Origin of the sequence: uncultured Idiomarina sp. (assembly GCF_964010655.1) — a bacterium.
In the GTDB taxonomy this organism is placed as follows: domain Bacteria; phylum Pseudomonadota; class Gammaproteobacteria; order Enterobacterales; family Alteromonadaceae; genus Idiomarina; species Idiomarina baltica.
Genome location: NZ_CAXGLS010000002.1, coordinates 99,767 through 116,408, shown reverse-complemented (window position 1 = coordinate 116,408; position 16,642 = coordinate 99,767). Strand labels below are relative to the sequence as shown.

Below are 16,642 nucleotides of genomic sequence, written 5' to 3'. Positions count from 1 at the left end.
AAGTGACAGCTTAGGAAGTGATCTGCTAGGATCAAGTTCCACCTGCAAAGGAGTCTTGTATGTTACAACGCCGAATTAATAAGACCGCCAATGATGCTCGCCGCCGTGCTGTTGTCCGCGCTCGTCGTAAACGAATTATTGAGCGCAGAGAAAAGTGGTTTCGTTTAGTCAAAAAAGAAGGCACACCTAAAATCGAGCGTTAATGTCTCAAGAGCATTAGCATTATCGTAGTGGCTTGATGGATTCAATATGAGCCTTTTAGAATCAATGCTATATTCTAGATGCATTTTTCACGATTTTTGACGTCAACTTTTTACGTTAACTAATATAATCTTTAAAGTTTTGTAAATTTGCTTGTAGTAGCGATAGACTTTTTTGGTCAGATGAAACACATAGGGTTTTGCGTATGGATTCAATGGCAAACGATGGCTGGTATGTTCTAAAGACAAAGCCGCGTCAGGAAGACCGCGCTTTAGAAAACCTAGCTCGTCAAGGGTTCAACAGCTTTGGACCCAAGCTTGCTGTCGAACGTATATTGCGCGGGAAGCGTACTGTTCGCACCGAACCCATGTTTCCTGGGTACATTTTTGTACAATCTGATGAATTAGCGACGCAGTTTTACAAATTGCGAAGCACTTATGGCGTTCATTCGGTCGTACGTTTTGGCGATCGAATACCAAAGCTTCCGCAGTCATGGATAGACTCAATACGGGGCATGGAGGCCTCAGCGGAAACTCAAGCCCCCGAAGTGGGTGACCAGGTCGAGATTACCGAAGGACCGTTCAAGGGTTTTCTTGCGAAAGTCGTTGCGCTTGATGGAGAGTCTCGTTGCTTTGTGCTGCTAGAGTGGATGCAAAAAGAGGTTAAAGCGTCCATGTCGTATAGCGAACTGCAAATTCAGTGAACCCATTCACAATCGTCCTTGCTTATCTAACCACTTGAGCGTGTCATAGAAACGCCTAATGTTACCGACATAGGTGACGGGTTCATCACCGCGTGCAAACCCAAATTTAGTTTGACGATAAAACTGCTTTTGACGCAACAGTGGCAACCGCTTCTTCACATCCAGCCAACGATCGGGGTTGCCCCCTTGCCGCTGTGTTAATACACGCGCATCCTCTAAATGCCCAAAACCAATATTATAGGCAGCTAAGGCGAACCACGTGCGATCGGGCTCGGGGATACGAGCGGGGATACGTTGCAGCATACGTTCAAAGTAGCGCGCGCCACCACGGATACTCTGCTCGGCATTCAAACGACTCTGTACGCCCATCGCTTTAGCTGTTGGTAGAGTCAACATCATCATACCGCGAACGCCCGTCGGTGATACGGCGCGAGGATTCCATAATGACTCCTGATATGAAATAGCGGCAAGTAGACGCCAATCAAGCTTGCCCGAGTGTTGTTTAAATAAATTAATATATTTAGGAAGTTGTTGCTCGACCGCATCAATAAACAACCGCGTCGTGACATAGTTAAACTGTTTGACGTGACCGAAGTGCTTTTCTTTGATGTAAGCTAAGCGACCACTTTCTCGAACTTCGCCAAAATATTCGATAACCGCCGCATACAAAGAGTCATCCGGCATATCTTTCATTGCCCACGCGACTGCCAACTCACGTTGGGCTGTAAAAGCAACACTGAGCCCCGGGTGAGCTCGCCGTTGGATTTCCAATTGATTGCTATCTGCAATGGTATAGTCGATTTCTTCGCGATCGACCATTCGCATTAACTCAACAGCATCATGTTCGCTGGTTGAACGCCATTTTAACTTGGGGAATTCATCCTCAATTGAACGTAAAAACTCTTCATGTGAGCTACCCGTCACGACGACAACTTCACCATCATCGACTTGTGCCCAGTCTCTAGGTCGTTGCCTGGACCCCTGTTTAAAAATAAGCTTGTGGCTTATCTCATCGTAAGGAGGACCAAATCGAAATAAAGCGCGCCGCTGGGCGGTTTCATCGAGCCCCGCAGCAACGATATCAATTTCTCCCCGTTGCAATAGCGTAAAAAGATCGGCGACATCAAAGCGAGGTACTATCTGCAGTTCGACACCCATACGGTTCGCGAAACGCTGCGCTAACTCATACTCAAAGCCTTGCTCGCGCTCATGGTCATAGAAAAAACTCGTCGGATTCATCAGTGTCCCGACACGGATCACTTGCCGTTCTTTCACTATGTCTAGCTGATTGGGTGTCGGTTGGGGTGTACAACCTTGCAACCCTATTAGAAAAGTTGCTAAGAGCACCCCATAACACCACTTTACCGCATTTAACTGCATCTACAATGACTCTAAAGTCCAGTTTACGTAGAGGTTTACACCCGTTTTAAGCGCCTTCTCATCAGCGTAAAAATACGGCGAGTGATTACTCGGCTCTGACGCCATATCACGCCCCTCGGGTGTTACACCCAAAAACACAAACATGCCGGGTACTTCTAACGCATAATAAGAGAAATCTTCAGCGCCTGTGACCAATGGCACTTCTTTAACGTTGTCTGCGCCAGCGATCTCGCGCGTAATAGGCAGCATTTCCTCAACAAGGTCAGGGTTATTAACCGTGACAGGGTAACCTAGATCGATTTTAACGTCCGCTTCAGCGCCATTTGCCTCGGCAATGGTTTCCGCTGTATGCGTCAGACGATTATGGATATCCGAACGGATATCCATATCAAAATTTCTTATGGTGCCGATCAGGGTGACATCATCGGGAATAATATTGTTTCGCACACCGCCCTCGACTATACCGAATGAGAGGACTGCCGGTGCTTTTGTAATATCGGTTTGACGGCTGATAATCGTTTGCGCGCTATTAATAATCTGCGCTGACGTCACAATCGGGTCAACCCCAGCCCACGGACGCGAGCCATGAGTCTGTTTGCCTTTGACGGTAATCTCAAATTTATCCGATGACGCCATTAATGGGCCTTTACGATAACCAATATGACCGGTTGGAAAACCTGCCCAAACGTGAATTCCGAAAACACGCTCAGGTGGGTAGTCAGGGAACACATCACTAAACAGGCCTTGTTTGAGCATCAACTCAGCACCGCCTTCCTCCCCTTCTGGCGCCCCCTCTTCTGCAGGTTGGAAGATAAACAGTACGTTGCCGTTAAGCTCATCGCGCATACTGGCGAGCTTTTCGGCCGCCCCCATTAACATCGCAACGTGCGTGTCATGCCCACAGGCATGCATGACGCCCACTTCCTTGCCGCGATAAGTTGACTTAACCGTGGACTTAAATGGCAGTTCGGTTTTTTCAGTGACTGGTAGGGCATCCATATCTGCGCGTAATGCCACCGTGGGGCCGTCGCCACGGCCTTTTAATAAACCCACCACGCCGGTGTGGGCGATATCGGTTTTCACTTCTAACCCAAGTTCGCGCAAGTGGTTGGCCACCATCTTGGCGGTTTCGTATTCTCGGTTACTCAACTCCGGGTTCGCGTGAATATGACGACGCCAATCAATCACTTTTTGTTCCAGGGTACTGTCAATCATCACCGGTGACTGCTGTTGCGCATACGTTGGAGGTGCCCATACGCTCATCACCGCTGCCGTTGTTAGTGCAAATGCCCAGTGCTTCATTGTTGTTCTCCCCGCGATAGGGTTTGGCCGCAAAATGTGGATGTCATTCATCTTAGTCTGCGCTAAAATCGCTGCCATGACAACTGATGAAATCTACATGCAACGTGCCCTTGAGTTGGCGCATAAAGCCGCTGACGAGGATGAGGTGCCGGTTGGAGCGGTGCTGGTACTTAATGACATGATCGTTGGCGAGGGCTACAACCAAGTCATTACCTTATCAGACCCCAGTGCCCACGCCGAAGCACAAGCGATCCGCGCTGCCGGAAAAAACGTGGATAACTACCGTCTGATTGACTCTACGTTGTACGTCACTTTAGAGCCTTGTGCAATGTGTGCAGGGCTGATCACTCATGCGCGTGTTAAACGTCTAGTCTTTGGTGCTCCCGATCCGCGAACTGGTGCGACAGGCACGGCAATTGAAGTACTCAACCATGTCTCAATGAACCACCGTGTTGAGGTAACGTCTGGCGTGTTAGCCGAGCCCTGTGGCGATATCCTACGCCAATTTTTCAGGGCTCGCCGAAAGAAGGCGTCAACCGATAGCAGCACCGGTGATAGCAAAGGCAACGACTGACGCGCCACCCGCCAGCAACGCATAAGGTAATTGCGTACGAACGTGGTCGATATGCTCGGTGCCTGACGCCATGGAGGCAATAATCGTGGTGTCGGAAATCGGCGACGCATGATCACCGAAAATACCACCCGATATCGCTGCCGCGATAAAAGGAGCCAACGGCAAATTCAACGACATGGCGATAGGGATTGCCAGCGGCAGCATGATGGCAAAGGTACCCCAGCTTGAACCGATAGAGAACCCCGTCAGTGCCGCTAACACGAATATCAGCGGCAATAGCATCCAAACTTGAATACTGCCATCAAGAATCGATGCTAGAAATTCGCCCGTTCCCATATCGCGAGTTAACCCGCCTAAGGTAATCGATAACCATAAAATAATCGCGAGTGGCAAAATGTTCCACGCGCCCTGCAAGGCTGCTTTGATGATGGTGAGTAGCGACGTTTTACGTACCCATTTTGTACCCACGATGGCAATCGCCAGCGCTGTATAGATAGCAATAAACACGCTTAAGGTGCCATCGCCTTTAACCAGCACGCCGTTGCCCGTAATTAATAACATCACCGGTACCATCACCACGAGGCTCAACAGAGAGGTTAAAACGACAGCGGTGCCTTTGCCATAGCTTGGCTTACTTTTACCCTCATCACCCCAGTTATGTTTTGATACGCGGTCAGGCTGTGCGTTGCGCTCGAACGCTTTCATTGGGCCAATATTCCAGTCAAACCATGCCACCACTAACGCCAGTAATACGGCAAAAATGGCATAAAAGCTAAAGCCTAAAGACTGAATGAATACCCACAAGGGTTCTTCAACGCCTTGTTTGGCGATCAATGTGAGGTTAAACGCACCCCAGGCATTCAGCGGAATCAAGATACAAATAGCGGCACAGGTGGAATCCACGATGTAGGCGAGTTTTTCGCGCGAAATACCCAAGCGGTCGTAGAGCGGACGCGAGGTCGTACCGGCTATCATAATGGTGACATTGGACTCGATAAAGACCACCACACCCAATATCCAGGTCATCATTCGTGCCCTACGCTTATTTTCGACCCACTGGCGTTGCTCAAGCTTTTGTACGAACTGTTTAAAGGTACCGCCCTTTTCCAGCACACCGAACAAAGCACCGATTCCAAGTGTAAAGAACCAGACCAGCATATTACTGCTATCGGTGAGTGTGCTCCAACTGGACCACCCAGTCCCCTGCGCTATATTTTCAAACGAGGGCCAAAACAGAATGATATTAGCGAGTAAGATACCGCCAATAAGCGCCAATAAAACGCGTCGCGTAACGATAGCAAAAATGATGGCAAGTAGTGAAGGTAGTAAACTGGTCCAGCTCAGTTCCATAGTGGTTTTTATCTAATAAGTGATTGAGCGAGGTTAGCGGAATTAGCGGTAAGCGGCAAGATATGAAAATAAAAAGGCCGCTCAAATGAGCGGCCTTTGACGATGTCTTAGGACATACTTAGAACTTATATTCGAAGCCTACACGTACTGACCACAATGAAGGCGCACCTGCACGTGATTGAACGCGTGGGTCACGGAAACTTTCAAATACGTACTGGCCTTGATCGTTGATGCTCACATCAGCGACCGTCACAGCGCGTGGGAAGCTTGCTTCGTATAATACACCCCAGTCGTCGTTCAACAAGTTACCTAAGTTCTCAACAACGAAAAAGGCTGATGCTTCGTGGTCGTTGCTGAATGCTGGCAGTTGTTGTTCAACACGTAAATCAACTTTGGTCCACCACTTAGAGTTGAATTCGTTACGTGGTGCGATACCACCCGCGTACTCACCCAATCCTTGTGAGTTGATGAAGTCGAAGAACGCTTGTGAGTCGAACGGATTACCGTCACCATCCATGCCGGCGACAAAGTTAGGATCGTCGATACCGGTCGGTACGTAAAGTAGTTGACGACCTTGGTACGCAACATCACCGAATGCACCGTCAGACATAGTGAACGAGTATGGACGACCTTCGTTGCGCGTAGCAAACAAGGTCATAGTGTTCTCGTAACCCATGATTTCTGAAGTGTACGTTGCACGGAACGTGAAGCGGTGCGGGATCTCGTAGTTAGAGGTCGACACGCCTGGGTTCTGTGGGTTCGCCGTTGCTAAGTTGGTGTAGTTAGAGAACGCCACTGAGCTGGTCATTGGGTTCACGTCTTTCGCACGGTTGTAAGCGTATGCAAAGCTCCAGTCTAAACCGAAGTCATATGATTTGTTCAATGCCAGTGAAACAGTCGTTTGTGAACCTGAATCACCTTTAACATTGGTTAACAAGAAATCGTCGCCTTGGTCACGACCGTCGGTAGAAAGTTCGCTAAAGATAGGACGACCATCTGGCGCTGTGCCTGTTTGCTCTAAGCCGAGGTTGTAGATAACGGCTGCGTCTTTCTTCTCAGTGTGTAAGAAGTCAACCAACAACACGTAGTCATTATCGAACGTGTAAGTTGCACCCAACGCGTATTTCCACTCGTTTGGCAATTCGAAGTTTGGATCCATGGTGTTGATTGGACCTTCACCGTTCGCATTAGCGACTTCGTCAAACAGGTTTTGTGGAATGTCGTAGATTGGACGACCTTCGCCTGTGTGAGGAATGTTGAACAAGGTGTTACCGCCCGCGAAGAAGTCACCGAATAGGTTCGCTTCATACTGAGTAACACCGTTGTTTGAATAGTTGTTAGAGATCCATACGTTCGGGTTACCGCCTGAGTACAAGCCAACGCCACCACGTACTTCTAACTGTGGGCTCACAAACCAGTTGAAACCAAAACGTGGTTGCAGCAAGTCTTGGCCGTCCATGTTTTGCTGGTTAGAGAAACCGTAAAGGTCTTCTACCAATGGGTTGTTTACTGGGTTATCGCTGCTAGTGTACCAGTCATAACGTAATCCATAAGTAAACGTAATATCCATTGGCGCGTAGTAGTACTCGTCCTGTACGTATGCCGTGTTTACAGCGTAAGAGAATTCTGCTGCCGCATCCGTTGGGTTATTCGTACCTGCTGCGCTTTCATAGATTACACGGCTTGGTGTACCGGCTTCAAAATCGTCGATAGAGCCAAAACGGTATTCACCTTCCGCTTCTTGTACGAACAAGTTATAAACGTCGTATTTCTCTTGCTCGATACCTGCGGAGATGATGTGATCACCGGCAAGGTAAGTCCCTTTTAACTTGAAGAACGTCGTGTCATACTTCAATTTGTTTGCGTGACGCGAGTCATCTGCACCTAAGTAGACGGTTGCATCGTTAACGCCGATTTGTACTTCACCGAACTCGGTGCCGCCTAATGGGTTAACGCGTGCGTCTAGCTCTGAGTAACCCACACGTACTTCAGTAGAGAAGTTGTCTGTCCAGTCAGAGAAGAACTCACCAACATATGAAGTGAACTTAGAGCCACGCTCATAGAAGTGGTTAGAGAACTCAAGCTCATCTGCGTCGCCGTCTGATTCAGCAATCGAGAAACCATCGTTGTAGTTATAGGTAAATGATGCACGGTGTGCGTCATTGATATACCAATCTAACTTAGCTAAGAACTTCTCGTCCTCCACTGGCAAGCTCGCAGGGAACGTGCCGGGATCGTAGTTGTAGTTGTTGATCGCGATTTGGCGAATACGCTCCGCGTCCGCTGCAGAAACACCTAATACAGGTGATGCTACGCCGGTGCCTTCTGGACCGCGGTCAAAGGTGTCAGAACCTTCGAGCTTTTCATAAGAGGTGAAGAAGAATAGTTTGTCTTCTAAAATAGCGCCGCCGACATTAAAGCCGTAGCGTTTTTCGTTGAATGCGCCAACGTTGATGCTGTCGCCTTCAAGCTTACTGCCTTGTAAAGAGTCGTTGGTGTAATCAAAAAACACTCCACCGAACATTTCATTGTCACCTGATTTGGTGACAGCGTTGATGTTACATGCGGTGAAACCACCGTATTGTACATCGAACGGTGCGAATTCGACTGCAACCTGTTCGATTGCATCATAAGAGAAAGGCATACGCTCTGTTGGATAACCGCTTGAATTCAAGCCAAAGTTATCGTTCATACGCACACCATCAACAGTCAAGCTGTTGAAACGCGGGTTTGCACCACCACACTGGATGTCGCCTGCATTCGTTTCGTTGATGTAGATACGTGGGTCGATACGCACTACGTCTTTTAGGTCACGGTTAGCGGCCGGCGCGTCTTGCAAGTCTGCAAGATTGAAGTTTGCCGCTGGGCTATTACTGCCGTACAACGCATTAGTTGGCGCCGCACCCGTTACACTGATTGTTTCAATATCTTGAGGTTCAAGAACTACATTCACGGTTTCTGAGTCACCTAACGTGAGGTAAACGTTTTCGATGACTTGGCTTTGACCGTTAGGACCTTTAACCATCAACGTGTATGGGCCACCCACTGGCAAGCCTCGTGATGAAAATGTTCCTTGCGCGTTGGTCGTTAAGGTTTTAACTGAGCCAGTGCGTTCATCACGCAACTGAATAGTTGCACCGCTAATGATAGAACCTGATTCTGCGGTTACGACGCCTCGAATGCTTGATGAGGTGTCTTGTGCAAGCGCAGCACCTGATACAGTCATTGCGATGGCAGCGGCCAAAGCGGTGCGCTTAAAAGTTGAGTTAAACATGTGTGTTCATCCCCGTTAGTTCAACACTGTTGTTATGTAATTCAGTCCGTGAAGTGTAATCCGTGATCGTGTCAGTTCTGTGACATGATCAAAAAAAAGCCCCTCAACAAAATTGAGGGGCTCTGAGCCTTAGAACTCGTAGCGTACGCCGAGTTTGACAGACCATGATGATGCGCCAATATCATATTCGTCGTAGTTCTGCGGAGCATAGCCGTTGAACAAGCGTTCGATTTGATATTTACCATCATCAGACAAGCCACCGAAATCATAAAGATCGACTTGTGGATAGCCTAAGCGTTTCTCAACACCCCAGTCACTATTCAATAGGTTTGCAAGGTTATCGATGGTGAAGTACAAGGTACCACGATGACCCTCAGCAAAACCTGGGATTTGCTGCTTAATGCTTAGGTCCAAATTGGTGACCCATGGTTGAGTACCGCTGTTGCGATCCATGATGTATCCGCCTGGAGCGATACCAGCACGGTCAAGCACTGCACTCAACTCATCCCAAGAGACTGAGTTGTCCCAGTCGACATTTGGATCGTCTGCACCAGAAGGGATGTAAGCAAGATAAGCTGACTGCGTGTAGAAGTCGCGCGTATCACCGAAATCGCCATCTTGATACATGCTCATGGTGTAGCTAAATGGACGACCTGAGCGACGCTCGTAGAACAAGTTGATGTTAGTTTTGTAACCATCAAAGAATTCTTTTTCGTAACCCACGGTAACTTTGAAGCTGTGCTCAATTTCATAGTCGCCACGAGCCGAGAACGGTTGGTTACGCGATTTAGCTACATAATGCTGGTAGTTACTCTGAGCCTGTGAAGAAGATCCTGGAGAAACCTCTTCGACGTCTTGGTGCGTATAGCTCATGGTCACGTTGAGACCATTATCCCACTGCTTCGCCAATGACTGAGTAAAGATGTAGCTACGGCCATGATCTTCAGCGTTAGTCATCATGATATCGAAATTATCCGAGCGGTTACCGCTGTAGATCGTATCGTAAATGATGCGTTCGCCGTCAGCCGCGGTTCCTGTTGGTTCAAGCGCTGTATTTAACCATACGGCTTCATCTTGCTTACGAATGTATAGCAATGATGTTGTCGCACGGAAGTCGTCACCCACCATTGGGATATCGAAGCTGTAGTCAGCTGCTAACTGTGCGCGCCAGTCGCTTGGCAATTCAAAGTTAGGGTCGATGTAGTTGGTGCTACCTGCGCCTTGCTGCAGTGAGTCTTGGATCGCTTGTGGTACTTGTGTGAAGTCCGCAGGATCTGAGCTGTTAGCGAAGTAATCGTTGATGAAATCGCTGTTTGCCGCTACCAGCGTGATACCGTCTTTAGTGAACGGGTTACTGTACCAAACGTTAGGCACACCTCCGTAGAAACGACCTAAACCACCACGTAAAGTAACGTCGTCGTTCAAGTAGTACTTGAAGCTCACGCGTGGCAATACGATGTCCATACCGTCTAGGTTTTCTTGGTTACTGAAACCGTAGGTATCAACAAAGTTTTGGTTCAAGGTTGGCTTGTCATCTGATGACAAACGCTCGTAACGAACACCGGCTGTCAACTCGAGGTCAGTTGTTGGGTAGAAAGTATCTTCTACATACAGCGCTGTAGTGTAACGTACTGCGTCATACGCAGCGTCTTCTGGATTACCGGTATAAGCGTTCTGGTACGAGAAGTCATAAGTACCGTTGTAGTTACCGATTTCACGGTTTTGGAATCCATCAAAGCTATCGAATTCCCATGCACCTAAACTCTCAGGAACAAACTTGTTGTATAAGCGCAGACGCTCATACTCAGCACCGAAAGCAAGCTCATGCTCACCTAATAGGTAGGTCGCATCAAAGTTGAAAGTCAGGTTCTGGTTCTCAACTTTGTTCGCGTGACGATATTGGTCAGCACCGAATTCGTACGCAGGACCGCGGAAGAATTCTTCAACTTTTACTGCGCCAAAGTCAGCGTTGGTGATTGAATCAGACACAACATCTTTATAGGTGATACCCATTTCGGTGATGAAGTTTGCTGACCAGTCACTGTATAGACGTGCGCTGATGTTGCTCATGCGCGTGTGATAATCATAAATACGTGAGTTAAGTACGACAGTGTTACCGCCACTTGAGTGACCACGCATGTCTGAGTTATCTTGCCACTGATAGGTTAAATCAAGACGGTGATCTTGGTTTACGTTCCAGCTTAACTTAGTTAACCATTTACGGTCTTTATCTTCTGGCGCGCCTGGCAGTGAATCTTGGACGCCGTAAGTGTTTTCCAAAATACTTAGGAACTCTTCGAAGTTCTCACGTGTCGTGTAGAATTCGTTGCTCGCCCCGCTACCCTGGAAGCCGTATTGATAATCGAGTTTACTGTTCCACTCTTCATAGTTGGTGAAGAAGAACAAAGTGTCTTCGATGATCGGGCCGCTCAGCGCCATACCAAAGGTTGAAGTCTTTTGAATCGGCTCAACGTCAACGGTTTCGTATTCACGGAAACCTTGGTCATTACCAGAAGAACCGGTAATACGGTTTAAGCGCTTTGAATCGCCTTTCATGTCAGGTGAAGAGTATTCGTAGAAGAATTCGCCTTCAAACTCGTTAGTACCTGATTTAGTGACTGCGTTAATTGTACCGCCAGAGAAATCGCCTTTCTTACTTGAGAAAGGTGCCACGTCAACTGAGATTTGTTCGATTGAGCTCAATGAAACCGGTGGCTGCTCCGTTGGGTAACCGCCATAGTTTAGACCGAAGTCATCGTTCTGGCCGATACCGTCAACAGTAATGCTGTTTGAGCGTGGGTTACCACCTGCAATCGACATTTCGCCATTACCACGGATAGAAACCAATGGGTTGATACGCGCGATGTCTTTAAGGTCACGGCTTAGGCTTGGCATGTTATCGATGGTTTCTTCACCGAAGTTACTGCTCGCGCCACCGCTTTCGGTCATGATAACTGAGCCAGATACTGAAATACGCTCCATGTCGTTATTTTTCAGTTGGCTTGTCACACGTAAGGTATCACCCAAAGCAAGATAAAGATTATCAAGCTCTGCGTCTTGGTATTTGTCTGAATCGATAACGACTGTGTAAGGACCACCTACACGCAGACCTTTCGCAGTAAAGGTACCGTCAGCGCTAGTGACAAACTCGTTCACAGTCCCTGTCGGTTCATGGGTAACGATAACTTTAGTGTTCGCTACTGGGTTTCCTTGTGGGCCTGTGATCACACCGCGCATTGACGATGAGGTCTCTTGAGCCATGACACTCGTCGACATTCCTACTGCTAACGCGATGGCAGCAGAAATACGACTCACCTTGGAGTTGAATTTCATTGAGTTATCCCTGAGGTTGTAATTAAACGTACTAATGGTTTTGGTACAGCAAGCTCACTAGCAAATGAGCTAAATTTTGAGTGCGCATTTATAACGCTGGAATATGACAACTTGATGACACTGAGGGGTGTGCAGAAAAAACTGAGATGGGATGCTGGACGTTCTACTTTACATAAAAACGAGTTAGCAACGCTTAATGAACCACGGTATAACCGTCGGTTTAAGACGGGAAAGCTGACTGCGTGAAAAATTTCACGGCAGCGGCTTAAAACGGGCTGTTTTGTGAAGAACATTTAAATTCATTAAGCTTCTGCGACATTTTCGTGTCAGATATGTGACATATTTTAATCAATTTTTATGCGCTTGCCTAGTGTTTAGGGAACCTTTATTCTTCCGTGTTGTCGTATCGTTCCATTTTGCAGGCTTTCAGATGAATTCTATGCGTAGTATCTTTGTATTCTCGTTGCTTTTAATAATGACTTATTCAAACTTCTCTTTAGCGCAAGACTCCGTACGTATCGCGACTTTCAACGTCAGTATGGACTCCAGCAACCACCTTCCAAACTCAGAACTTCCCAACACTCATGCATCGGTGTTACCGCGAGTTTTGCAGGAAAACAATGCCCAAATTCGTGGCATCGCGGAGATTATCCAGCGCGTTCGGCCGGATATTATTCTTCTCAACGAGTTTGACTACGTCCCCCAAGAACAAGGGATTGACGTATTTTTAAACAGTTATTTAGGGGAATCGCAAAATAATCTTAAACCTATTTCGTACCCCTATGTTTACACCGCACCTGTCAATACCGGTTCCCCTTCTGCGTTTGACCTCAACCGGGATGGCAAAGCGACCGGCCGGGGCAATGATGCTTGGGGCTTTGGTTGGTATCCAGGGCAGTACGGTATGGTGATCTTATCAAAGTACCCGATACTGAGAGAACAAATTCGCACTTTCCAACACTTCTTGTGGAAAGACATGCCGGGTCACCATGTCCCTTATGTACACGATGAAGAAGGCAAGCCAACGAATGAGCCATGGTACAGCGATGAGGCTATGGCGCAATACCCGCTGAGCTCAAAGTCTCACTGGGATGTCCCGGTTCAAATAGGTGGTAAAGTTGTACATGTTTTAGCTCAGCATCCAACCCCGCCAGCGTTTGACGGCCCAGAAAACCGCAATGGCATGAAGAACTACGACGAAATTCGTTTCGTGCGTGACTATCTGACCCCTGGCGCTGATAACTACATTTACGATGACCAAGGTCAGCGTGGTGGTATCGCTGCCAATGGCTCTTTTGTAGTACTGGGCGATCTCAACGCGCAAGCCGGTGCGAGCGGCGTGGATGGTGCTATGACTCAGTTATTAGAACATCCGCGTGTCAACGATGTGATGCCAATGAGTGAGGGCGGCGCAAATCACTCACCGGATATTGAGGGATCTAAATATCACACCGCCGCGTGGCGTAAACGGGTAGACTATGTACTGCCTTCTGACGACTTAATTGTGAAAGACGCGGGGATTTTTTGGCCGGTTCAGGGTGAACCAGGTTATGAATTGATGAAAAAACGGGATGCTTCTTCTGACCACCGTCTCGTTTGGCTCGATATCGAACTACCTGAGTGATCGAGGCATAGGCCAAGCACAACGGCTTGGCCTACAAACGCTCATCCAAGTCGCGCAACATGCGCTCGATAATTTCATACCTAAACGGCTTGCTGATAAAGCCCACCATTCCTATTGCGCGGGCTTTTTCTCTTAATTCGGAGTCATCGATAGCACTCACCATGAAGGTGGCGGGGATACTAGGCATCACCTGTTTGAGTTCGCTGTATAGCTCGAGTCCTGACATCTGTGGCATATTCTGATCGATTAACACGCAATCAACGGGCGTCTTTTTTAAAATATTCAATGCATAAACAGGATTCGTTTCTGCGATAACTTGTGGCACACCGATCATTTCAATGAGCTCTTTTAGCACCATTAAATTCGTGGTGTTATCATCGATAACCAGTGCACGCTTTAAACGTTTCATTTCTAATCACCTCATGGGAAACGATATAGTAAACGCACTTCCCTGTTCTAGAGGTTGATAACTGACCTCGCCTCCCATCAGGCGCATCAACTCACGACAAATGGCCAAACCGACTCCAGTTCCCTCCACCGACGTTTGTTCACGTCCAAATCGATTAAATGCTTCAAATAAACGAGCGCGATATAACGGCGGAATCCCCCAACCTTCGTCCTTAACAGTTATTGTGTACACCTCTTCTGTTTGGGCTTCAATCACTTTTACTTTCGAATGTTTAGGACTGTACTTAATCGCATTAGACAACAGGTTAGTGAGTACTTGTTTAAAACGTATCGGATCGGCTTTCAGTTCAATAGCGTTTGGCAATAGTTCGCATTGAACCTGTATTTTTGACGTTTCTAGCGTTTCGCTAAACCAGTCGATCGTCTCAGCAATCAAAAATTGTGGAACGACCTGCTCAATCGTTACTGTAAGTGACTTAGACTCTAGCTTCGACAGCGTTAATATATCATCAACCAAATGATTTAAATGCTCCGCTGCACTGATTAAACGTCTGATTGAATCTCTCTGCCCGACATCCGCTAACTTGAAGCGCAAAATATCTGCAATACCCAGTATGGTCGTCAATGGTGTTTTTATTTCATGCGTAATCGACGACAACAACTTTGATTTAGCACGGTTTGCCTCATTAGCAGCATCCTTGGCAGCCCTGAGGTTTTGCTCGATTGCCTTACGCTCACTAATATCGGTCAGGGTGCCGATAATCAGCGCTTGTCCCGATGCTTCGTCTTCGAGTACCTGGCCGCGACTTTGCACCCACACGTAGCTACCGTCCTTTCGTTGCAATCGGTAGTCAGCGCTCAATGGCCGTTTAGTACGCTGAGCATGCAGTCGTAATGCCTTGACCTTTTCACGGTCGTCGGGATGAATCCAGCTCGAATACTCATCAAGGTTAAACACTCGTTCTGGACGCTGAGATATCTCTTCGAAGTTATCAGTGACTTCGACTCGATTGTGTTCTATTGATTGTGTAATAAGCGACTCACCGCTGCTTTCTAGCGCAAATCTTAATCGCGCTTCATTCTTTCGCAAACTAAATAGGTTGCTGCGTAATTGCTCAGCGACTTGCGTAATTTGTAAAGCGAGCCGATTCAGTTCCGGCGCTTCGAGATCGGGAATCGTAAGTTCGAATTCCTGTCGACCGGTTTGTGCCAACGCATCGGATAACTTTTTCAGATTACGGTTTAATCGCTGGCTGAAGCGATATGTGCGACTTTTTACAAATTGAAAATACAGTAAGTAGAAAATCACGAGTCCTGCAAGCAGGATCAGACTGAGCAATTCAGTTTGCCGGTAAATGCTATTGGTACGTGCAAGTAGCTTTTCCTCTTCCACTAATACCAAAACCTGCCAATCCGTTTCTGCGACAGGGTGCCAGGCGGCAATATAAGACATCCCACCCAACGCAATAGCTTCTAAGCTGTCATGATCATGTTGCCAAAGCGACAAAAGATGTTCAGCGCCTTTAATATCTGACAAAGCGGCACTTTGGTAACCGATTTCATCTTGCTTTGCGTGTTTTACTGCAACGCTTTTAGGCACAGTAATATCAAGGCGCTGTTGCGCTCGTTCCGATAAGGCAAGAATCTTCCCCGACTGACTGGCGAGTACCACAAAGCCGTCCCACGGCACGCGCGTGTGAGTTAGATAGTTAACGAGCTTTTCGATGGTGACATCGGCGCCCGCGACTCCTACCAAAGAATCATCCTTATAGACCGGTGCAATCACCGATAACATCCAACCTTGTCCCGCAGGATCGAGGTAAACGGGTGTCCAAACAGGCTTGCGTTCGGGATTGTGTTTTTTATCAGCGAGATAGAAAAAATTAAACTTAGGAATGTTTACGTCGGCCGCGTATTGTGAACCAACATCGATAAACGGATAAATAACGTTAAGGCTATCGTGTGTATTAAAGTAGACCTGCTGTACCCAACTATCTTCAGTGACCATTTGCCGCATCACTGGAGTTAGTAGATGTAATTGTTCGATACGGTCGAGATTCTGTTGAGGCAATGGTGTCAGCGATGAATAGAAGGCAGCAATCCCATCTTTGCCCAGTGCCTCCTGCGTAAAGGACTGTCCGTTCGCTCCCTGCGTCCACGCTTCATGCCCTTGCCATGTGATCCGTGGGTCATCAAGCACCGCAGCTATCGATTCACGATAAAGAGCCAGTTGGTCCTGTACAGAGGCCAATTGAGCATCCACGACCGTTGCTTGGCGTTTGGCTATTTGCGTTGATTCAGATAAAGCCGTTTCGACGAGTTCTTGTTTGGTTTGCTGTGTTACCCATTGATTGGTCACTACATAAATAGTTATCAGCGCCAGCTCCACCATAATCATGGGTAGCAGCGCATAGCGCCTAAATGCCTGCCAAAGACTCTGACTTAACGAACGGTTTCGATCCATCTTATACCGCTTAACAAGTAACTACGAAT

General features: G+C 47.6%; 11 protein-coding genes. 4 read left to right on the top strand and 7 right to left on the bottom strand.

Annotated features, from left to right (window positions below; all coding sequences use genetic code 11):
- Positions 1–59: 59 nt before the first annotated feature.
- Positions 60–203, top strand: a complete 144-nt coding sequence (locus ABNS04_RS01305) for a hypothetical protein (RefSeq protein ID WP_272977582.1) — start codon at positions 60–62, stop codon at positions 201–203.
- Between the two features lie 203 nt (positions 204–406).
- A complete protein-coding gene (gene rfaH, locus ABNS04_RS01300) occupies positions 407–904 on the top strand; it encodes a transcription/translation regulatory transformer protein RfaH (RefSeq protein WP_006956899.1) in 498 nt (165 codons plus the stop codon).
- Positions 905–910: 6 nt separating this feature from the next.
- On the opposite strand, the gene mltF is transcribed toward rfaH, so the two are convergent.
- Both mltF and ABNS04_RS01290 read right to left on the bottom strand, forming a co-directional pair.
- Positions 911–2,284 carry a membrane-bound lytic murein transglycosylase MltF gene (mltF, locus tag ABNS04_RS01295; protein WP_006956900.1) on the bottom strand — a complete coding sequence of 458 codons (1,374 nt, stop codon included), beginning with the start codon at positions 2,282–2,284 and terminating at the stop codon, positions 911–913.
- Positions 2,285–3,547: an amidohydrolase gene (locus ABNS04_RS01290; protein ID WP_050750018.1), complete on the bottom strand. Its 1,263-nt coding sequence runs from the start codon at positions 3,545–3,547 to the stop codon at positions 2,285–2,287.
- A gap of 115 nt (positions 3,548–3,662) precedes the next feature.
- Here ABNS04_RS01290 and tadA point away from each other — a divergent pair, with 115 nt between their 5' ends.
- The gene (gene tadA, locus ABNS04_RS01285) at positions 3,663–4,160 is read left to right on the top strand and encodes a tRNA adenosine(34) deaminase TadA (protein ID WP_272977584.1); all 498 of its coding nucleotides are present in this window, start codon (positions 3,663–3,665) and stop codon (positions 4,158–4,160) included.
- Here the strand turns inward: tadA and ABNS04_RS01280 are convergent.
- From ABNS04_RS01280 to ABNS04_RS01270, 3 genes are all read right to left on the bottom strand, one after another.
- The gene (locus ABNS04_RS01280; RefSeq protein ID WP_272977583.1) at positions 4,119–5,510 is read right to left on the bottom strand and encodes a Na+/H+ antiporter NhaC family protein; all 1,392 of its coding nucleotides are present in this window, start codon (positions 5,508–5,510) and stop codon (positions 4,119–4,121) included. The genes tadA and ABNS04_RS01280 overlap by 42 nt on opposite strands.
- A 118-nt stretch (positions 5,511–5,628) precedes the next feature.
- Entirely contained in the window at positions 5,629–8,784 is a 3,156-nt protein-coding gene (locus ABNS04_RS01275) for a TonB-dependent receptor (protein ID WP_006956904.1), read from the bottom strand.
- A 129-nt stretch (positions 8,785–8,913) separates the two neighbouring features.
- On the bottom strand, positions 8,914–12,117 hold the full coding sequence (locus tag ABNS04_RS01270) for a TonB-dependent receptor (RefSeq protein WP_272977371.1): 3,204 nt from the start codon (positions 12,115–12,117) through the stop codon (positions 8,914–8,916).
- Positions 12,118–12,547: 430 nt separating this feature from the next.
- Here ABNS04_RS01270 and ABNS04_RS01265 point away from each other — a divergent pair, with 430 nt between their 5' ends.
- A complete protein-coding gene (locus ABNS04_RS01265) occupies positions 12,548–13,741 on the top strand; it encodes an endonuclease/exonuclease/phosphatase family protein (protein ID WP_006956906.1) in 1,194 nt (397 codons plus the stop codon).
- 31 nt (positions 13,742–13,772) lie between these two features.
- Here the strand turns inward: ABNS04_RS01265 and ABNS04_RS01260 are convergent, their stop codons facing one another.
- Positions 13,773–14,150, bottom strand: a complete 378-nt coding sequence (locus tag ABNS04_RS01260) for a response regulator (protein ID WP_006956907.1) — start codon at positions 14,148–14,150, stop codon at positions 13,773–13,775.
- Between the two features lie 6 nt (positions 14,151–14,156).
- The gene (locus ABNS04_RS01255; protein WP_272977372.1) at positions 14,157–16,613 is read right to left on the bottom strand and encodes an ATP-binding protein; all 2,457 of its coding nucleotides are present in this window, start codon (positions 16,611–16,613) and stop codon (positions 14,157–14,159) included.
- Between the last annotated feature and the right edge of the window lie 29 nt (positions 16,614–16,642).

Coding starts and splice junctions, on each gene's coding strand:
- ABNS04_RS01305 (WP_272977582.1), top strand. CDS start 60: ATGTTACAACGCCGAATTAATAAGACCGCCAATGATGCTCGCCGCCGT.
- rfaH (WP_006956899.1), top strand. CDS start 407: ATGGATTCAATGGCAAACGATGGCTGGTATGTTCTAAAGACAAAGCCG.
- mltF (WP_006956900.1), bottom strand. CDS start 2,284: ATGCAGTTAAATGCGGTAAAGTGGTGTTATGGGGTGCTCTTAGCAACT.
- ABNS04_RS01290 (WP_050750018.1), bottom strand. CDS start 3,547: ATGAGCGTATGGGCACCTCCAACGTATGCGCAACAGCAGTCACCGGTG.
- tadA (WP_272977584.1), top strand. CDS start 3,663: ATGACAACTGATGAAATCTACATGCAACGTGCCCTTGAGTTGGCGCAT.
- ABNS04_RS01280 (WP_272977583.1), bottom strand. CDS start 5,510: ATGGAACTGAGCTGGACCAGTTTACTACCTTCACTACTTGCCATCATT.
- ABNS04_RS01275 (WP_006956904.1), bottom strand. CDS start 8,784: ATGTTTAACTCAACTTTTAAGCGCACCGCTTTGGCCGCTGCCATCGCA.
- ABNS04_RS01270 (WP_272977371.1), bottom strand. CDS start 12,117: ATGAAATTCAACTCCAAGGTGAGTCGTATTTCTGCTGCCATCGCGTTA.
- ABNS04_RS01265 (WP_006956906.1), top strand. CDS start 12,548: ATGAATTCTATGCGTAGTATCTTTGTATTCTCGTTGCTTTTAATAATG.
- ABNS04_RS01260 (WP_006956907.1), bottom strand. CDS start 14,150: ATGAAACGTTTAAAGCGTGCACTGGTTATCGATGATAACACCACGAAT.
- ABNS04_RS01255 (WP_272977372.1), bottom strand. CDS start 16,613: ATGGATCGAAACCGTTCGTTAAGTCAGAGTCTTTGGCAGGCATTTAGG.